This is a genomic window from Xanthobacter sp. 91 (genome assembly GCF_000702385.1).
Lineage (GTDB): Bacteria > Pseudomonadota > Alphaproteobacteria > Rhizobiales > Xanthobacteraceae > Xanthobacter > Xanthobacter aminoxidans.
In genome coordinates, this window is sequence record NZ_JNIB01000001.1 from 548,323 (window position 1) to 567,300 (window position 18,978).

The window sequence follows — 18,978 nt, forward strand, 5'->3', positions numbered from 1 at the left end:
GAAGGCCATGAGCTGGTCGAGGGTGAGGCCATCCTCGGCATACGCGCATGTCTCGGACAATGGGGCTGGATCTCGGCTTCCTGCGCGTCGAGCCGCGGCCGGATGTTGCCTATCAGGTGATTGCGAAAGAACCGCTGCTCGCCATCCTGCCGAGCGACCACCCTCTCGCGCAGCAGGTACAGGTGGACCCCCGCGACCTGCAGGGGGAAGCCTTCATCGGCTTCACCGAAATTCCCCACATCCTGCGCGAGGTGGTCGAGGATTACCTGCGGCGGAACAAGGTCCACATCACGCCGAGCCATCACATCGACAATTTCGCCATGGGTATCTCGCTGGTGGCCTCGACACGCGGCGTCGCGTTGCTGCCCGCCTATGTGGAGCCGCTCCTGCCCTGGTCAGTGGTGAGCCGCCCCCTCAAGGGGGAGCCGCCCACCATCGACCTCGCCGTCGGCTACCGACCAGAAAACCGCTCGCCGGTTCTGGCAGCCTTTCTGAAGGGGATCGACCAGATCATCGCGGCCGGCCCGGCCGGAGACCGGATCAGGGTGCAGGCCTGACCGCCACGATTACCTGCCGAACATGCACCTCGACCTCTGCCTCCTCGAAATCGTCGAGGCTTGGATGGTCCGGGGCACCGACCACTGGGTCCTGAAGCCGTCGCTCTGGAGTGCGATCCCCAAAGATCGACAGGCCGTCCTTCTGCACGCGCTTGGCCAAGTTGATCACGGCGTGGCGTATCCGCCATCGACGTCGATCTTTGACGATCTGCGAAAGGCGGCACTGGCGTGCCGATGAATCCGGCCAATCAACGCGTCAAGCTGCTGAGCCCCGCGTAAGACCGATGCGCCAGGAGCAGACCCTGCCAAGCGCGCGTCCGAACGTCCGGTATGGGCCGATTCCGTTGAAAAACCCTCCGCTGGGTGCGCGGCGAGATCGTTCTTTTTGCACGCAGAACGAGCCTCTCTCCTCAGGCCGCAGCCGCTCGTGCTCCACGCGGCATGAGCTTGGCGAGCTTCCTGAGGTTCTGGGCAGTGGCGGCGAGGTGGAACTCGTCCCGGGCGCCATTCGGGCCCCGCAGGCGGAGCCGGTCGAGCTTCAGGATGCGCTTGAGGTGGGCGAACAGCATCTCCACCTTCTTGCGCTGCCGCCGGGACGTGACGTAGGCCTCGGTGGCGGCGATGTCCCGCGCCATGTCTCGGGCCCCTTCATGGATCGACCGCAAGACCTTGCGTGGCGGTTCGGCTGGGCAACACTGCGATTTCAACGCACAGGCACCGCAGTCGGACTTGGCCGCGCGGTAGCGCATGAAGCCGTGTGGATCGACGCTGTCGCGGGTCACACTGAAGTGGCGACGATACCGGCGCAGCTCCTTGCCGCCCGGACAGGTGTAGAGGTCCCGAACATGATCGTAGGCGAAGTCGGTGCGGCTGAATGTGCCGTCGCGGCGCGCCGACTTATCGAACACCGGGACGTGCGGCTCGATGCCGTGCTCGTGCACGAGCCAGGCGAGCATCTCGGCGGAGCCATAGGCGCTGTCGCCCATCAGCCGTGCCGGATAAAGATCGAAACGCTCCATCGACCGTTCGATCATGCGTTTCGCCGCCAGGACCTCGGCCTGTCGGATCGCGGTGGTGGCCTCGACGTCGACGATGATCGCGTTGTCCACGTCGATCAGATAATTGGTGGAATAGGCGAAGAAGGCTTGGCCGCCGTGCGCTCCGGTCCAGCGGGCGGCCGGATCCGCCGGCGAGAGGAACTTCGGGGTGACCTCGGTGGCCGCGCCGAAGGCCGCATCGTCGAGGACGGCGAGATATTCCTCAACCGCGCGGCCGGCCGCCTCGGGCGACAGCCCGGCTTTGCCATCGACACCCTTCTGCCGGCTGGCCTCGGCCTTGATCAGGCTGGCATCGACGGCGAAGCCTTCCCCGCCGACCAGCCCCTCAGCGATGCAACGCTGCAGCACCGTCTCGAACAGGTGCCTCAACAGGTCGCTGTCGCGGAAGCGGCCGTGCCGGTTCTTGGAGAAGGTGGAGTGGTCCGGCACGCGGCCGTCGAGGCCAAGCCGACAGAACCATCGATAGGCCAGGTTGAGGTGGACCTCCTCGCACAGCCGCCGCTCCGAGCGGATGCCGAAGCAATAGCCGACGAGCAGCATCCGGATCATCAGCTCGGGGTCGATCGAGGGCCGGCCGGTCTCGCTGTAGAAGGGCTTGAGGTGCGCCCGGATGCCGGCGAGGTCGACGAACCTGTCGATGGCGCGCACGAGGTGGCCGGCAGGAACGTGGCGTTCGAGGCTGAACTCGTAGAACAGCGCCTCCTGCGCCCCCGTCCGCTCGCCCATCATCGGCCTGCCCTCCATCCATGAGGACAACTGAATCAGGACTTCGAGCCCGCAGCAACACCGACTTTTTCAACGGAATCGGCCGATTGCCGACAGTCCGGTTCTGGGTAGCGCCGGACAGTAAGCTGCCGTTCTGGGTGCCTCATCAGGCATAGTATTGCTTCGTCAGCTTACGACCTGGCGATTGTCCTTGATATTGGCGCGGGAATGTATCTCATCGCACGCGGGGGTAAGCGATATGAGAAAAACGGATCCGGATGACGTTCGCAACGACTTTGCTGCCGGGTTGGCAGACGTGGTTTCATTCTATGACACAGCCTTCGCCGCCGTAACAGGGGACAAGGATCGCACCCTGCTTGTTGAGCACACGTTCCTTGCGGCCGCCGTGCTTTGGGAAGGCTACGTCAGCGATCTGCTCATCGCGTATATCAACCGTGACACGACCCGCTTCCGGCAACACCTAAAAGACGCCCTCGAAGCGGGCATGAGTACGAAGCAGAAGACCATTTACACCAACTATGCCAGCCTCTCCGTGCCGGTGCATATCAAGAAGGGTGACATAATTGAGCTCGTCGATGCCGGCGGCAACAACATCACATTCAGCCACTTTGGCGAGCTAGTCGAAGCTGCGAACAGATGGCTTGTGCCTGCATCAGCGGGTCGGATCACAGGACGTACGGCGGCTCAAAAGGCGTCGGTTAACGCGTGGATCGCGATCCGCAATCACATCGCACATCGGTCAGAGCGATCAGGCAAAGCGATGAACGCTGCCCTGGCCAAGGGGGAGCTTCATGGCACCGGCTTGGGAAGAGTCGGCCCCAACGCGGTCAACCACGTCGGTTCCTTCCTGAAGTCCACGCCAGTCGGGATGCAATCGCCCCGCATCAAGCTGTACCTTGATGGTATGAGCACAATTGCGGCCCTCATCTAGGTGGTCAAGGTACTCGGAAAATTGGGGCCGTTCGTGTCGCTCGTTTCGGTAGGTCCGCGTGTCGACCCTTGTATCTCGGGTGCCACCCAACAGTACATCGTCGATGGTGTTGCCACCCAGAAGCGCAAATTCACTACAGCCTAGTGCGGCCGTCGTCTCCGCGCGCCACCAGCCGAAATGCGATCGTTCATGCCCAAGACAAGTGAAAACGACCAGAATACGGACGAGGCGCTGACGAAGATCCGCAAGCGTCTCAGAAAAACGCTTGCAGGCTTCTCATCTGATTTCCCTGCCGGCCTGGATCCTTGGGATATGGAGTCGTCACGCCCACCTGCAGAGCTGTTTCCGGTGCCGGAACTGGTGCTATTCGCTTTCCGCAACATCCTGGGCTGGCGGTGGAGTGGGGTCGGCGAAAAGGTGCGTTGGACCGTCTATGGCAGCGTGTTGGGCGAACCAGTGGGGTTTGAACTGAGGAAGTTCGGCTTCACCATCCTTCGCGCGAAGGACCCCAAGGTACCTTACGATCGTATCGTTGGGCAGGTGGGCGCGGCCATGCGGCAGATCGAAGACCTTCTAGCGCCGTTCGCGATCGAACAGGCCCGCTTGGGCAGGGTCCTGATCGCCAACCGCTTCGGTGAGTTCGAAAGCCGTTACCGCTACTTTCGCGGCAAGGCCAAGAAGGCATTCGCCAAGGCCGACAAGCCGGCCCAGTTTGCCAAACCAAAAGGAAAAAAGAAGAAGAAAAGCGAGACAGGATTGCCGGTCGGCATGGTTGCGGCTGTGCTCAACGACCTGCATGCAGCGCAAACCGAGGGGTACTATCTGACCACCGCGATGATCGAGTCCTTCTTCAGCGCACTGGAGCACAGACTAATTCTCCTTCGGGCATTTAGCGGCCTGCCGCTCGAATCAGGAGGCCTTGAGGTGTTCCTGAAAAAATCATGGGATGAGAAGCTCAAGGCGGTCTTCCCACTCGACAACAATCATCGGGCTGGCGTCACACTAGGCAAGCTCCGGCGGATCAAGGAGCGGCTGCGCAATCCGTTCAGCCATGGTGGCGTCGAAAACGACGGGGGATCGCTGTTCTTTCACCTTCCGGGTATCGGAGTCATTCCAGCGAATTTTTCGAACTTTGCCGACAGTCCTCGCTTCTCATTCATCCCCATTAAGGTCGACAACTTTGAGGAATGCTGTTCGGTGTTCGATGCAGTCCACGACATGCTGTCGACGGGAGCGCTGGAATTTCCTCACCGGTTCGTGGATGCGGGCGTCGATCCATCATTTGATGCCAAAACTCTCTCTGAATATGCTGGCGCGATAGCCATGGGAGCAGACGCCGTCGAGCAGTGGATAGAGCGCTGGGGCCATGATTGGACGACCCACGCAAACATGGACTACTGAACAGACCCCCACAAGACTGCAAGTGCCAAGTTGCGAAGTGGAGGTCCGCGCTTGTGCAAGAACGTATTCGGCCAATAAGCTTCGGTACGATGCGACCGAAGGGAGGCTGAGAGCAAGGTCCTGCCGTTGCGCGGTAGGATCGTTTCGAATAAAATATCGAGTACTCTCGACCTTGGGCTAATTTGGTTATGTTATCGCAGCTCGTGCTGGAAGGGTTAATTGCGACTATAGTCTACTGCTATGGAGGCATCCATTCCGAGACCGCTTCACCTCCAGACCATCGAGAGCCTTTTCGCCGAGTTGATCGGCGGGGAGCGCATTGGGGTTGGCGCCGATGGCGAAACGTTTGGGCTTGAAACTCCAAGAAGCAAGGCGGTGCTCGACTGGTATCGACGCAACCGGCCAAAATGGCCGGGCAATGTGACAATCACGGACATCGAGGCGATTTGCGATTACATGGCGACGACGCCCCCGGTTCTTCCTGTCCCCGAAATTGTCACGCCTGATTCCGCGCGGCGTCTGAAACTTGTAAAGGTCGTCGCTCATCGCTTTGCGGGGGTCCACGCCTATGGCGAACCGGGAAATCCGCCGGAAGATTTTACCTTCGAGCCGCACGAATCAGCGACCCTTTTTGAGGGCTGGAATGGCGCGGGCAAGACTTCGCTGCTCAACGCAATTGTCTGGTGCCTGACTGGCGAAATCCTGCGGCCACAACGCCCACCGGAAAGTGCGCTTCATGAATTCGATGCGACGTTCTCAGGCATCTCCAGCGACAGCGATGGGCGGGCGCATACGATTCCTCCTGTCACGCCGCTTCCTGATGGGCAACGCTACAAACCTGGACCGAATGAAAGGGTGCCGATCGATACATGGGTTGAATTGACCTTCGCGGATCAAACGGGTGCGCATCTTCCGCCGATCCGTCGGCAATACGGACGGAGCCAGCGCGGAAAGCTGGAAGAAGTCCCTCCGAACGTATCGCCGTTGAGAGTTGATCCGGCGGCACTACGCGTCGGCACAGTGATGCCTGCAATCTTACAGTATTTGCAGATCGGCGACGCATCCGATCTCGGACGCGCCGTCGCCCAGCTAACCGGTCTAGCGGAGCTGTCGGATTTGGCGAAGCACGCTTCCAAGGCACGGGAGAAGCTGAAGGGAGAAATGCGCAAGGCGCGCGAAGCCGAGATTGCCGAGGCCGATAAACGATTTTCGGAAGCGCGGTCCGACCTGAAGGATCGTATCGCTGAATTTACCAGCATGGCCTACGCAGACCCTCTCCCCGAGCCGTCCGGTGCTGCCGAGATCGAACAACAGCTAGCAGCGTTGGAAGAGCATTTCACTGGCCAAAAGACGAATGCCTTGAAAGCCGCGCGCACCGTGCTTGGCGATGCCTTTGATCCGACACAAAAAGCGGCTCGTGATGATCTTGAGAAAAGCATCGGTCCCGCTCTCGGCCAACTCGAAACAATCGGGGAGCTTTCAAGCGCACGCCGCCTGAAGGCCTTGGCGACGATAAGCTATGCGGAATGGCAAAAGGTCGATGGGCTGATCGCGCAGCTTCATCAGGAAGCTGCCGTCCTTGCCGAGTTAAACCAACAGCCGGATATCGCGCGGCGCAAGCAGCTCTACGCGCGTGTCGCCTCGTGGTCGACCGGTCAGAAGGGTCATGACTTTTCGGCATGCGATGTATGCAGCCGCTCACTCGATGGTGTCATTGATCCGATCACAAAACGTGCTGTGGCGGAGCATCTGGACGAAGTGGCCCGCGAAGACCATGAGTTGTTGTCGATGACGGAACTTGCATGGGTCGCAAAGTGGACCGGGCTGATCGCCGAGAAAATGCCACCGGCTTTGGTTTCCGACATCGCGAAGGACCTTCCGGATAGGCCTATCGATTTGATCCGGACGACATTCGTCGACGAGTTGTTCACGCTACCAGCATTCGCGAAGGCGCTTGCCGCACTGAAGCCGGGCGTCGCCACGCTATGCGATAGTGAATTCGCGAAGCTCCCGCGCTTCGACGAGCCCGACGTCCCGTTGCTTCCGGTCGGTGCTGTCGCCAAGCCGCTCCTCGATCAGCTTGGCCGACTGGCACGCGCGCGCGCGTTCGCGATGTGGCGCACGGAACATGATGCCGCTGTCAAAGCCGCGGTAAAGGCCGTCCTTGGAACCGGCACTTCAGACGATGCGCGGATTTCCGAAATATCACCCATCAGGGGGCGCTTGGTTGCGCTAGACAGCACGGTGAAAGGCACCGCACCGATCGATGCGGCGCTGTCGCTCTGTGCCCGCATGAAAGAGGCCCTTCAGGCGCGACGGACGAAAGAGGCGCGCGTTGCGCTCTACATCGAAGCCCAGGCGGCCTTAGAACCCGCTGTCTCGCTCGGTGGACTCGCCGAAGCGCAAGTCGCCACGCTTCAAAATCAGCTTCACGCCCGCGCGCTATATTGGCGGAAGCAATGTTATCAGAATGCCTACAATACCGCCGGGCACGACATGCGCGAAACGGCGATGAGCGTCAAAGGCGTGATCGAGATTCAAGTGGGATCGGAACACGCCAAGGCACCCGCCCAGCATGTCTCGAATGCTTCCGCGCTTCGCGCAAGCCTCGTCGGATTTTATCTGGCGTTTTGGGAACATGTGCTGAAGAACCGTGGTGGGCTGCAGCTACTGATCCTTGACGATCCGCAAGAATTGCTGGATCAGGATAACCGTCGCCTGTTAGCCGGGATGCTGAACAAGCTAATCGAGGCCGGCGCCCAACTATTCATCGCGACCTACGATCGTGGCTTCGCCGACGATGTGGTCTCCGCTCTACGGCAACATTCGTCCGTTGAACATCTCAGCGTGCACCCTGTTAACGTAAGCCGCGAGCGGATAAACTTATCCGTGGCGGTCGACGAGCTCGACGAGAAGCGCCAAACGTTTTTGCGTGACACGGACAACGCCCGCGCCGCGCAGGACTACGCGGGTGCCGCGCGTGAGTTCATCGAGGCGCGCTTACGCGATATCTTCGACGATCCGGCGTATCCCGCGTATTCTTCGCCCGTGCACCGGCCAGCGCTTGGCGATTTAGCTGACCGCCTCCGGGGACTTGTCCGCACCCCACCCGTCGCTCTTTTCAAATATCCGGCGATGAAGGCGTTCTGTAATCACTCAGGGATGACGCAAGGGTCCGAATGCCTCCGTGTATTGAACACCGCGCACCACAATTCGTCGTCGTTGAGTGCTGGCGCGGTGGGCAGGGTAGCGCAAGATATCCAGCAACTGACAAAGCTCGCGGAACAGATGCACAGCGCGTTTCGCCAATGGCGCTGGCGGGAGCCGCTCGAGGATGCTGTTCCGCGGAGTGTCGTCGCCCTTTCTAGTCTGCATCCACCTTTGTTCAAGGCGCTGATTCACCCAGATCTCGCGGCGTTCACCGCATCGTCGGGACATGACGTCACTCAGGATGTAGCAACCGATGTTCTCAGCGGCGAGTGGTTCGCTGACAAGAGCTTATTTCACATCAAGACCGAAAACTTTGGCTTCGCAATTCCATCTGGGAGGATCGCAATCGTCGAAAGCGTCCCTTACGACGGCCAAGACCATCACCTCGTGATCGCAAACGATAAGGGCAACATGCTGGCGCGGCGGTTACTTCGTCCGCCCGGAAGTGCCGACTTCACACTGGCGGCGGAAGCGCCGGACCCTCGCCGTGCTAAGCCCACGCTGATGTTCGCGCCTGGCGGTGCCACGCTCTATAAGGTCGTCGGCATGCTTGTCGAGCAAACCCCGCCGCCTCCAGGAAAAGGCGAAGCCGGTGAGTTGGTCTCGGCGCAAAGCCTCGACCGGATTGTCACCGCGTACCGCGTTCGGGAAGATAGCGCGATCCCGCTCGCTCTTCCGGGGCAAGTCGTGCTGGGCGGTGACGCTATTCCCGCCAACCGTATCAGCACGATGGAAGGCCAGTTAGTCGCCCTGACATTGGCCGACGGAGCCGGCGTATTTAAGCGAGTTGGTCCCGCGCTGGCATCGCCATTGTCGAACTTTCGAAAGTTCGAAAGTATTGGCGGCTTAGGTGATTCCCTCATTGTTTGCATGGCAGGGGAAGGTCATCAGGATCTTCCCACCTTCGCCAGCGCGCGCGTAGTGTTGGGTGTTTTGTATACGGCCTGATCTTGATCGGCGCACTCCTCCGCACTCAGCCAGTCACTGCCCAACGTCCGCTTTCACGTATTAGCGGGGTTTTCATAAGCGTCCGAAATGGGGGCGCTTTGCTGACAGGCGGCTCCGGGGCCGTCTCCGGACGGTCAGCTATCGGGTAGCGAATGCCGTGAAGCTGCCCTTCTGCACCCGACCCCAAGACTGACGTTCGCCGATTAAGTATGACTTCCTGAAGGCCGACAATTCTCTGCCATACAGCATTGGGAGGTTCGGGGCTGTGAGAGGGCTGGCGGCTTCATCGGATAATCATTGAAGTGCACACAGATGTGCACTGAGGCATATCTTCAAATGGACAGCGGCGATGCAACTCGGCTGGCAGAACGCTCTACGTCGAGATCATCCGCGTTCAGGATGAAGCTCCGGCAGAGCTTTGAAAGCTGCCTTGACCGGGCCGTCCAGCATTTCTCGAGCGAAGTCGGATCTGTCACCGTCCTCGATGTCCGCGAGGCATTGCAGCGCGATTTGCACTCGGGCCACTAGAGGCAACGAGTTCCGTCGACAGGCTTCACTGATCCAGTCGGCGGCATCCCGAAACTCACGATAGAAAAATTCGAAGAGAGCGAAAGTGATGGGCTCGACGATGCCTTCGAGGTGGCACACGATCGAACCTGCACCCGGAACATCATGGACGCGCACGGCATTGAATTCCAATTCAGGGCCGACCGATCGCAGCACCACGGGCACCGAGGCGACCTCCAAGAGGATCGCTGTGTCGATGCGCTCGTCGACGCCGTCGATCCTGGCCACCGAGGGCACCATCGCAAGATGGGACAGGATCATCCAACTGTGGAAGTCTTGGTACATCTTGCCCGGTGTTTCTTCGGGGTCCAATTCGATGCGGCCATGTCTGCCGTTCGCTTCGACGAGCAGTGAACCATCTTCGGTTACCGTGAAGTCGACAAGGCCGATCCCCGGTTGGTAAGTTGCGAAACGGGCCCCGGGCTGCACGGTTTGCAGGGTGGGTCGTGTTTTCGCGAGCGCGAACACGAAATCGAGGGATAGCCCGAACCCGCTCCTTGCGGCGTCCAGGATCGCCTGGGCGGTCACCACATCGCCCAGCGGCAGATTCGAAGATGCGCCTGTGAGCCATCCAGCCGCCCTGGCCGGGTCCGACAGTTCAGATTGGGTCAGTTCATGGGCGATCACGGCCGCCAGTTCGCTGGCCAACAATTCGGGGAGCCGCACGATCAAGACCGGCTCTCCCGACGGCTTCATCGTTGGTTTCAGGTAGCCGTCCTTGACCAGACTGTTGATTGCGGCATCCGAAAGCCTTTTGGCCAGCTTCTTTTTGCGGACCATGAAGACGCCCATGGATTGCAGGACAAGTGCGATTGGACGCTTACCACTGCGGGCGTCGTCAAGTACGGCCCTTGCTATTTCATGAAACTGATAGCGCAATTCTTGACCGGGAAACGCTTCTCGAGCGTGGGCGATCATCTCAAGGCCCATCAAGGGCGCGAGTGTCACGCCCCAGTTGGGATCACCGAATTTGGCGTTCTGCATGACGCTCCAGGCGCGCATTCGCAACGCCCACGGAAAGCGCAATTCACGGGCCGATTGCGCGCCGCGCATCAACCATATGCGCATGTCCGACATCATGTTGACCGCCGCGCGGAACTCGGCGTCGCTCAACCGGTCCACGGCAATCCGAGCGGCACGACGCCCGATCTGTGATTGATCGCGACCGCCTTTGCTCTCGAGGATGCGATGGACTGCGGAGTCGTCGAACGACACAACCACTCGCAGGCCGTCACCGAAGCGGCCGGAGCTGAGATCCTCCATCTCGGCAATGGTGTTCTTGTCCCTGGGGTCGATACCGTCCAGTGCCAGAACCAGTTGAAGATTCTGGTCGCCTCGCGAAAGCTGCATCAACCAAGCCCGGGCTTCCTCTCTTGTCACGGGCCAGTTCAGTCGATTGGCCAACCCATCGGCGACGGCCTGAACGATGCCGCTGCGTCCGACTTCGATCAAAAGGGTAGCGAACCGGTCGGCCTTCCGGGTTCGTCCCGCCAGGTCGCACAGAATGTTGCTTTTGCCAATGAGCGGCGGACCTTCGATCAGGATGAGGCGCTTTCCCTCCTCAAGCAGGTCGATCGCTTCCCTAGTCGCCTCGCGTTGGATCAGGAAGTCTTTGACGAACGGGAGGCCGGGATTGTCTGGAGAGGCGGTGAGGTCCTCGATGGTAGCGTCGCTGAGCTGCTCTACCGCCTGCCGCCAGATCGAGGGTTCGTTCCCCATCAATGTCTGGATCGCCTGCTTCAGATTCCCGGCCGCGAGCCGCGCGGCGGCATTTATTGTCGCGACAAATTGGGTTTCCGCGAGCGTGTCGATTCCGAGGGACTGTCCGGTGTAGCTGTCGAAGATGCGGGTTTCATCGCCATTGGTCACGATGACGATGGGCGCCATCGGATCGAGCACCCGCGCGTAGGAGAGACCCTGCGCTTCGTCCTCGGCGGACAAGGCGTTGCCCTCCCGCTTTAGCTCGAGGACGGCCAGCGGAACGCCACCTTTCTCAAGAATGATGTCCGCTCGCGCCTGCTTGTCGTAGTTGCCGCTGCTGTCGACGTCGATCCTCGAGCGTCCGAAGGTGAACGAGAACTTGATCTGGTGTTTCACGTCGGCGGGGTCGAGCCACGGGAAGACCCGCATCACGGCGCCGCGAATCGCAGCTTCAAGATCAGTCTCGGTCTTCTTCTCAGTCACTTGTTTCGTCGGCATTGAGTCGGCTCGATCTGGATCGGAAGGTCTACTTCGACGCCAAGAGAGCGAAAAGCAAGAATGTCTGCTTTCCCACGGGAGGAAAATCGTAATTTGCGACTGCGAGGATGCCCCATTCCTTCCGCGAGCATCGGTCCAGCCGATGTCCGCTTGCCGCGTCTGCCTGCCCAAAGCCGCCTCTCCGCTTCCCACCCCAAAGTCGGTCATCTCTGCGGGAGGTCCCCATCACCAGCGTAACGGCCCAATCGGGGCCGATTGTCTGTGGCGCCGCTGTCAGACATTGTCGTCGAGTGGCAACGACCTAGATCGGAATCGATAATGGAAACGGTGATACATAACGATGACTGAAGCAGGGGGGCCCACCACACAGGCTGGACTATTCTACCAGAACAGTGTCGCCGCAGTAGCGCTTGCGGACCTGCTGGATCTTGGTCCGCAGTCGCCACGTGAACGCGTGATAGAAGTCCGCGTTGAAGCGCCGGAATCCGTTGATGACATCGTCATCCGCTATGCCGACGACCACCGTCTCTTTCAGAACGTCAAACTGAAGGTCGACCCCGGATCCGACGCGTGGCAGCGGATGTGGAAGAGCCTCGAGAGCCAGCTCGGCGCAGACGAATTTCGCAGCGGCGACCGCCTAGCCATCGTTCTCGGCGAAGCGAACCGCACTTCGGACGATCTGATCGAACTGAGTGAACGCGGTCGGTCCTCGCTCGACGATACCGAATGGAGATCCCGACTCAGCCAATCCCAGCGACGCCTACTCACGTCGGTCGAAGGCTGCCTCTCTTCGACAACGCCACTCGAGCTGCTTCGCCTTACTGACGTGACGGTCATGTCGCTCCGCCAGATCGAAAGTGCCTTCGACCGCCGGCGGCTCGGTTCCGACTTTACCCTGCCGACCAACCTGCTTGGCGGGCTGCGCGATATTGCGGCTTCAGGTAGTGGCACGCGAGCCATGTTCCTTGCGACGCCCCTGCGGCGCAGATTGCTCGAAGAAGCCGGCATCGATTTGAGGGAGCCCGCGGAATGGGGGCTTCCCGCCTACCGCGCCGCCATATCCCGCCTCGCCCGGATCGAGATCCCCGGCACCGGCATATCCGGCTCAACTGGAGACTTGTTCGTTTGGCCGCGAGCCCGAAGCTACGACCGCTCGCGCGTCGCGGATTTCGAGGACGAGCAACCTGGCTGGCATGAGCCCGGCGACGAAGCCATCGTCGATTTGCGCGCTTTTCCGTCCGAGACGCTACACCACTGCGTCGTCGTGGCAGGCCCAGGACACGGAAAGTCGGCGTTGATGTGGGCCATCGCCGATCGCCTCGCCGAGACGCCGCAGGTTCCGGTGGTCATTCCGCTGGCCTCGCTGGCCGCGAGCGACCTCGTCATCCTCGAGTTCCTAGCGGCGCACACCAATCGCGAACTGAGCGTCCGGCCAGATTGGTCGCGGCTCGCTGAGGAGGGGCTGTTGACATTGCTCCTCGATGGCCTCGACGAGATACCCGCCGCCGCGCGGCCGACGCTCCTGGCGCGCCTTGCGACCTTCTCGGCCCGCTATCCGCGCGTGCCGTGGCTTCTGAGTGTCCGCGATCCCTCTGTACTGACCGGAGCGATCCAGGCCGAACTGATCGAACTGTCACCGCTCGACGATGGCGACATCCTTCGCTTCGCAGCGACGCTTAAGGCCCGGTTGACCAAGTTCGACGATCACCAGTTCCTCGAACGGGTCAGTGCGTATCCCGAGCTTGCCAAACTGGCCCGCATCCCTCTTTTTCTAACGATGCTGATCGCGATGGCCGATCGACTCGTCAGCGTGCCGACGACGCGCGCCGATCTGATCGAAGCCTATCTCAAGACCCTGTTTGCGCCGCACGAACACAAGCCCTCCGGCCTCGCCGCGCAAAGCGATTCAACCCTCAGGACGATCGCCGAACAGCTCGCGTTCGAGCGACTGGAGAAGCAGGAAGTCGGCGCAAGCGAGCGCGAAATCCTCGACGTCATCCACCGTGCCGCGTCTGATCGCGATGCCGACCAGATTCTTGACAGGCTTCGATCCAATGGTGTTCTGCGCCCGCAGAGTTCGATCCGGTTCCAGTTCCCATTCCCGATCGTCCAGGAATATCTGGCCGCCTGCTATTTGGTGCGCGAACGCCGCGACACGCTCGCCAGTCGGATCGATGACGCGGTTCAGCGACCCTGGGCACAGGTCATCCAGTTCGCGATCGAACTGCATCCGGAGCCGACATCGATCATCCGCACGATGCTCGAACGCCCCGCAGACGCGTTCGCCACCGGACTGAGGCTCGTTGGGCGTTGCATCGCGAATGGCGTTGTGGTGGAGGACGATCTTCGCCGCGATATCGAACGAAAACTTGTTGCGTTTTGGACCAGCGCTTCGACCGATGCTCGGACGAAGGTTGGCCGCCTGTTAACCGACAGCCTCATCACGCCACCAACTGCCGAGCTTTCTGCCGCCCTGCATCATGTCTGGCTGTTGAACGACGGCGCAGGTGACATTCTTGCGGCCCTGGGCGATCGATCTTTGACGCTCAGCGTGATGCAGCATCTCCTCGACCGAGGGCCCAAAGAACACTCCTTCTATTTCGACCTGAAGCCAGCGATCAGCGCGGCCGGCGACCAGGCCTTCCGAATGATCCTAGCTCACGTCCGGAAACCGGGTCTCAGCGATGAGAATATCAAGGGTTGCGCCCAGCTGCTCTGGCACTTCAACACCGGAAGCGTCACGCGCGAGCTCGCGCAGGCGACGGCGCTGGACGATGCGCTCTCGGTAGAGTTTCGGATCGTCGCTGCCCAGATCGCCGGCGCCCCACTGGATGCGCGACTTCTCCCGCTGGTCGAAGCTGTGATCTTCGATACCGATGCGTCAGGCCTCTATCACGCCGAATGCGCGCTGGCCCTGTCGCCGGACCGCGAGGAAGTGATGCTCAGGGCCCTTCGCGATGACAAGCTACAGGATAAACGTCGCCAGGACCTCGCCGGCAGCGTTATCACCATCTTTCCGCGGCCAGACGATCGCAGTGCCTTCACTGCCAAATGCCGAGCGGACTCCAACCTTCCGGATGAAATTCGGCTAATCTTGCAAATCTACGCCGCGCGTCACGGCGATCGAGCGGCGTTCACCGACCTGATCGAGCGCTTCGACGAGATGCCCGAGAAGTTTGTCCATCAGGTCATCGCCCTGTTCGGACATTATCCCGGTCGCGAGCTCGCGATACGCGCTGTCGAGAAACTGCGTGCCAGATCATGGAAAGCTGCGGATCTGGTTGGGCTCCTTCATGGCGCCACGACCGGCATGCTCTACATCTATGAGATGGATTCCTTGTTCGGTGGGACGCTTAAGACCGCACCACCGCACGCCGGGATGTCCGAATTTCTTCACTTCGCGGAGGAGGTTGCCGACAGAAACGATCTTACCGAGATGCAGCGTCTTTCTGTTCTCGCCAATGCCTCGCGGCTCGGATCCGATCGCTCCGCCGGCCGGTTGCAGGTGCTGGTCACGGCGCTGGACCCCGATTCCGCGCTCTACGACGACGACCAAGACGGGCACACGATCACTGCCGCGATCCGCGAGGTGCGGCGGCGGAAGATACTGCTCCCGCTCGCCGTTGGCGAGCGCTTCACGCGATCGAAGCGGATGAACGTACCGATGAACGGAGTCGCCGCGATCGAAGCGCATGCCAACCGCGAGGCGCTCGACTTGCTCCTGAAATTACATGCCGAGATTTCCGAATGGTTTGAACGCGACAGGATCGCCAACGCAGTCGAAAGGCTCGCGGCCCGCCTCTCGATTGTCATCGTGAAACGCGGTCGATCGCTCGTTATCGCGAGCGAGGAACGCTAAACGTCAGCTTCTGCCGTAACTGCCGTTCAGCCTGCAACATAAGCAACCGGCTTTGCCCCGAGTCACCCGTTCGGGACGATCTGCTTGGCGAAATGCACGAACGACGGCTTTCGGGATCGCCCGCTCGCCCGTGGGACGACCGATGAGGGGGCGCTAAAGCGGACCTTGCTGAATGGGCAGTCGAGCGGCAGGTATGGGGTCACCTTTGACCCTTGCAAACAGCGCTACCCTCTTCGGCCCGATCGTTAGGGCACGACAAATCCTGAAGCGCAGTCCCGTTAAAAGCGGCAGCAGGGACGGCGGTTGCGGTTGCTGTGCCCCATCATTCAGATCGGCAGGATGGCGCCCTCTCTCGCACGACGCATCCGTCTCGGAGAGTGCTCAGATCGGCGACCAAGCAGCGAGAAGTGAGGGCGAGGGCTGGGCCGCATGATGAAAGACGGAGGCTATCCTAGTGCTTTTAAACGAAGACCTGATCGTGGCGGAGGGATGACATCGGGCGTCTACCGACCTCATGACACCCCAGAGGCCGTGGCAGCACGGGCCGCCAAACCGAGCATCTCATACACCGTTGAATTTTAGAGCAGACGGGATTTGGATGCAGGTAGGAGCCGCTTTACGACCCTGCCAAGGCGGCCAATCAGCTTTCGGCGCAAGGACAAAACGGGCGTCTGCCACCCACACGCCAGGACAACCGTTAGTTGAAATGGCGCACCCGACACGATTCGAACGTGTGGCCTCCGCCTTCGGAGGGCGGCGCTCTATCCAGCTGAGCTACGGGTGCCTGCTGCTTACGCAGTGCTTACTCGGATTTCCTGCGAAAGTTAAGCTCCATGAGCCAACCCTCGCAAGCCATTGAACTCAAAAACGCTTTTCTTCACACTTTTCGCATCGGCCAGCTTGACACGTGCCTTCGGAGGGCAACGCTCTATCCAGCTGAGCTACGGGTGCGTAGCGCAGGAGCGGGTTCCTTTTAACGGAAGGCTTGCGGCGCGGCAACAGGGGATGGAGCCGTGTCCACGGCGGCTTGCGGTGAATACCCGTGCCTTGCGGGAGAACGGGTGGTCCGGTTCGGCGGGGGTGTGGGGCGGGCCCCCGGGGCGCCTCAGGCTGCTGCGGAGGGGCGCACGCCGGAGCCGTCAGCCCGCGTCCTCCAGCGCCTCCGATTCGGCCTGGAGCGCGGCGAGGAGGGTCATGAAGCGCTCGCCCTGCACCAGCACGTGAGCCCTGAGGCGCTCGGCAGCGAGGGGGCCGTTGCCGGCGAAGAGCGCATCAACGATGCCCTGGTGCTCGGCGAAGGACGCCTCGACCCGCCGCGGCACTTTCAGCTGAAGGCGGCGATAGGGCTGGAGGGCGCGCTGCAATCTCAGCGCCTCCCCCGCCAGAACCCGATTGCCGGTGGCGGCATAGATGGCGCCGTGGAAACGGGCATTGGCGGGATAATAGGCCTCCTCGTCACCGGCAGCAGCGGCGATGCGGCAGGTCTCGTGTGCCTCCGAGATCGCCTCCCGGTCGGAGGGCCCCATGCGCTGCACGGCGAGCCGGCCGCAGGAGGCCTCGATCTCGGCCATCAGCTCGAAGGATTCGATCAGTTCGCGCGGGCCGAGCAACACCACGAAGGCGCCGCGGCGGGGTCGGATTTCCACCAGGCCCGATGACGAGAGCTGGATCAGCGCCTCGCGGATGGGCGTGCGCGAAACGCCGAACCGCTCGGCGAGGCCCACCTCGTCGAGCCGCTGCCCGGGCTTCAGCCGGCCGGCGACGATATCGTCCTCCAGCGCCTCCCTGAGCCTCGGCGTCTGCTCTCCCCGCACGACGGCGCTCCTTGCAATCTCCCCGTCATCAGAAAGCCGAGTCCGATCATTCAATGCAAGAGAGAAAATCTTGCATACATGATTGTTGACAAAAAATGCAGGCCGATCTCTATTGGCCACAGACGCCGCGGGGATCCTGAAAGATGCCATATCTCGATACCGAAGCGCCATTTTCGCCCCAGACTGAAGGCAGGATCACCCGAAAGAGAACGCCCCGACCCGTCCCCATGGGCTTGCCTTCGCGGACCGGGCGCCGTCCCATGACGGCAGGGACATCCGGCAGCGGGGCTGGTGGAGTGCGGCGATGAGTTCGAATACGTCCTTCTTCGGCGATCTTCTCACCACCATCGCGGATCGCGGCCGCGCCCTGCTCGACCGCAACACACGCACGTCCGGCGCCACCAAGGCGGCGACGCTGGTGGAGCGGTGCGAGCAGCTTCTCTCCGGTCGCGGCGAGGCCTCGGGCGTGGCCCTCGCCACCGACATTCTCGATCGCTACGCCCGCATGAAGACCGGCGAGCGCATCGCCTTCTTCGAGGCGCTGGCCGAGACCTTCGGGCCGGACCGCGCCCGTCTTGATGCCGCCATCGCCAGCTATGGCCGCACAGGGTCGGATGCGGCTATGGCCGAACTCCACCTCGCCAGCGAGCCGCGCCGGCAGGAGCTGTTCCGCCGCTTCAACATGGCCGCCGGCGCGACGCTCTCCCTCGTCCGCATGCGCGAGCATCTGATGGACGCCATGGTGCACCGGCGCGACCTCGCCGCCGTGGACCGCGATTTCGGCCACCTGTTCTCGTCCTGGTTCAACCGGGGGTTCCTCGTGCTGCGACGCATCGACTGGTCGACGCCCGCCAACGTGCTGGAGAAGATCATCCGCTACGAGGCGGTGCACGCCATCCGCGACTGGAACGACCTGCGCGCCCGCGTCGACAGCCCGGACCGGCGTTGCTACGCCTTCTTCCATCCGGCGCTGGTGGACGAGCCGCTGATCTTCGTGGAAGTGGCGCTCACCAAGGACATTCCCGGCGCCATCGCTCCGGTGCTGGACCAGTCGCGCGAGCTGCTGGAGCCGGAGAAGGCCACCACGGCCGTCTTCTATTCCATCTCCAACTGCCAGCGCGGGCTCGGTGGCGTCTCCTTCGGCAATTTCCTCATCAAGCAGGTGGTGGAGGAGATTTCCCGCGAGATCCCCTCGCTCACCACCTTCGTCACCCTCTCCCCCGTCCCCGGCTTCCGCGCCTGGCTGGACGGCGAGCGCAAGGCCGAGACGGCGGCCGCCCTCACCGCCGCCGACAAGGAAACCCTGAAGGCGCTCGACACGCCGGACTGGGCCGAGAAGGCGGAGGTGCGCGAGGCACTGACACCGGTGCTGAACGCCGCCGCGGCCTATTACTTCCTCGTCGCCCGCACCTCAAAGGGCAAGCCGGTGGACCCGGTGGCCCGCTTCCACCTCGGCAACGGCGCGCGGCTGGAGAAGATCAACCCCATGGGCGACCTCTCGCCCAAGGGCATCGCCCAGGCGGCGGGGCTCATGGTGAACTACCGCTATGTCCTCACCGATATCGAGAAGAACCACGAGGCCTTCGCCGGCAAGGGCGAGGTGGTCGCGAGCCCGGCAGTGAAGAAGCTGCTGCGGGCGGATGCGGGCGCCCGTGCGCTTGTTCCAGTGTCCTGACCTGCGGGTGTCCTGAACTGCCGCTTTCCTGAA

The 18,978-nt window shown here is 61.6% G+C and carries 10 protein-coding genes and 1 tRNA gene; 7 read left to right on the top strand and 4 right to left on the bottom strand.

Features of this window, described 5'->3' with window-relative positions:
* Positions 1-59: 59 nt before the first annotated feature.
* Together A37E_RS0102790 and A37E_RS0102795 are read left to right on the top strand one after the other, a co-directional pair.
* Entirely contained in the window at positions 60-557 is a 498-nt protein-coding gene (locus A37E_RS0102790; protein ID WP_197022916.1) for a LysR substrate-binding domain-containing protein, read from the top strand.
* A gap of 22 nt (positions 558-579) precedes the next feature.
* Positions 580-795, top strand: a complete 216-nt coding sequence (locus A37E_RS0102795) for a hypothetical protein (RefSeq protein WP_029555228.1) — start codon at positions 580-582, stop codon at positions 793-795.
* A gap of 172 nt (positions 796-967) precedes the next feature.
* On the opposite strand, the gene A37E_RS0102800 is transcribed toward A37E_RS0102795, so the two are convergent.
* Positions 968-2,344, bottom strand: a complete 1,377-nt coding sequence (locus A37E_RS0102800; RefSeq protein ID WP_029555229.1) for a transposase — start codon at positions 2,342-2,344, stop codon at positions 968-970.
* 235 nt (positions 2,345-2,579) lie between these two features.
* Between A37E_RS0102800 and A37E_RS0102805 the strand changes: the two genes are divergently transcribed.
* The 3 genes from A37E_RS0102805 to A37E_RS0102815 all read left to right on the top strand — a co-directional run bounded on the left by A37E_RS0102805 (position 2,580) and on the right by A37E_RS0102815 (position 8,831).
* The gene (locus A37E_RS0102805) at positions 2,580-3,272 is read left to right on the top strand and encodes a hypothetical protein (protein WP_029555230.1); all 693 of its coding nucleotides are present in this window, start codon (positions 2,580-2,582) and stop codon (positions 3,270-3,272) included.
* A 189-nt stretch (positions 3,273-3,461) separates the two neighbouring features.
* Complete coding sequence (locus A37E_RS0102810) at positions 3,462-4,673, top strand: hypothetical protein (protein ID WP_156026223.1); 1,212 nt, start codon at positions 3,462-3,464, stop codon at positions 4,671-4,673.
* A 240-nt stretch (positions 4,674-4,913) separates the two neighbouring features.
* Positions 4,914-8,831: an AAA family ATPase gene (locus A37E_RS0102815; protein WP_029555232.1), complete on the top strand. Its 3,918-nt coding sequence runs from the start codon at positions 4,914-4,916 to the stop codon at positions 8,829-8,831.
* 384 nt (positions 8,832-9,215) lie between these two features.
* Here A37E_RS0102815 and A37E_RS0102820 read toward each other — a convergent pair whose 3' ends face one another.
* Positions 9,216-11,582 carry a type I restriction enzyme HsdR N-terminal domain-containing protein gene (locus A37E_RS0102820; protein ID WP_197022917.1) on the bottom strand — a complete coding sequence of 789 codons (2,367 nt, stop codon included), beginning with the start codon at positions 11,580-11,582 and terminating at the stop codon, positions 9,216-9,218.
* 355 nt (positions 11,583-11,937) lie between these two features.
* Here A37E_RS0102820 and A37E_RS0102830 point away from each other — a divergent pair, with 355 nt between their 5' ends.
* Positions 11,938-15,456 carry an NACHT domain-containing protein gene (locus tag A37E_RS0102830; RefSeq protein WP_156026224.1) on the top strand — a complete coding sequence of 1,173 codons (3,519 nt, stop codon included), beginning with the start codon at positions 11,938-11,940 and terminating at the stop codon, positions 15,454-15,456.
* A 707-nt stretch (positions 15,457-16,163) separates the two neighbouring features.
* Here the strand turns inward: A37E_RS0102830 and A37E_RS0102835 are convergent.
* Positions 16,164-16,240, bottom strand: a tRNA-Arg gene (locus tag A37E_RS0102835).
* Positions 16,241-16,595: 355 nt separating this feature from the next.
* Positions 16,596-17,270 (bottom strand): GntR family transcriptional regulator, encoded by a 675-nt coding sequence (locus A37E_RS0102840; protein WP_029555235.1) that lies wholly within the window; start codon positions 17,268-17,270, stop codon positions 16,596-16,598.
* A 304-nt stretch (positions 17,271-17,574) separates the two neighbouring features.
* On the opposite strand from A37E_RS0102840, the gene A37E_RS0102845 reads away from it, so the two are divergent.
* The gene (locus A37E_RS0102845; RefSeq protein ID WP_029555236.1) at positions 17,575-18,945 is read left to right on the top strand and encodes a malonyl-CoA decarboxylase; all 1,371 of its coding nucleotides are present in this window, start codon (positions 17,575-17,577) and stop codon (positions 18,943-18,945) included.
* Positions 18,946-18,978 lie beyond the last annotated feature (33 nt).

Excerpts from the sequence above, each read along its gene's own strand:
- A37E_RS0102815 (WP_029555232.1), top strand. The coding sequence starts at position 4,914 with ATGGAGGCATCCATTCCGAGACCGCTTCACCTCCAGACCATCGAGAGC.
- A37E_RS0102810 (WP_156026223.1), top strand. The coding sequence starts at position 3,462 with ATGCCCAAGACAAGTGAAAACGACCAGAATACGGACGAGGCGCTGACG.
- A37E_RS0102805 (WP_029555230.1), top strand. The coding sequence starts at position 2,580 with ATGAGAAAAACGGATCCGGATGACGTTCGCAACGACTTTGCTGCCGGG.
- A37E_RS0102845 (WP_029555236.1), top strand. The coding sequence starts at position 17,575 with ATGAGTTCGAATACGTCCTTCTTCGGCGATCTTCTCACCACCATCGCG.
- A37E_RS0102790 (WP_197022916.1), top strand. The coding sequence starts at position 60 with ATGGGGCTGGATCTCGGCTTCCTGCGCGTCGAGCCGCGGCCGGATGTT.
- A37E_RS0102830 (WP_156026224.1), top strand. The coding sequence starts at position 11,938 with ATGACTGAAGCAGGGGGGCCCACCACACAGGCTGGACTATTCTACCAG.
- A37E_RS0102795 (WP_029555228.1), top strand. The coding sequence starts at position 580 with ATGCACCTCGACCTCTGCCTCCTCGAAATCGTCGAGGCTTGGATGGTC.
- A37E_RS0102800 (WP_029555229.1), bottom strand. The coding sequence starts at position 2,344 with ATGATGGGCGAGCGGACGGGGGCGCAGGAGGCGCTGTTCTACGAGTTC.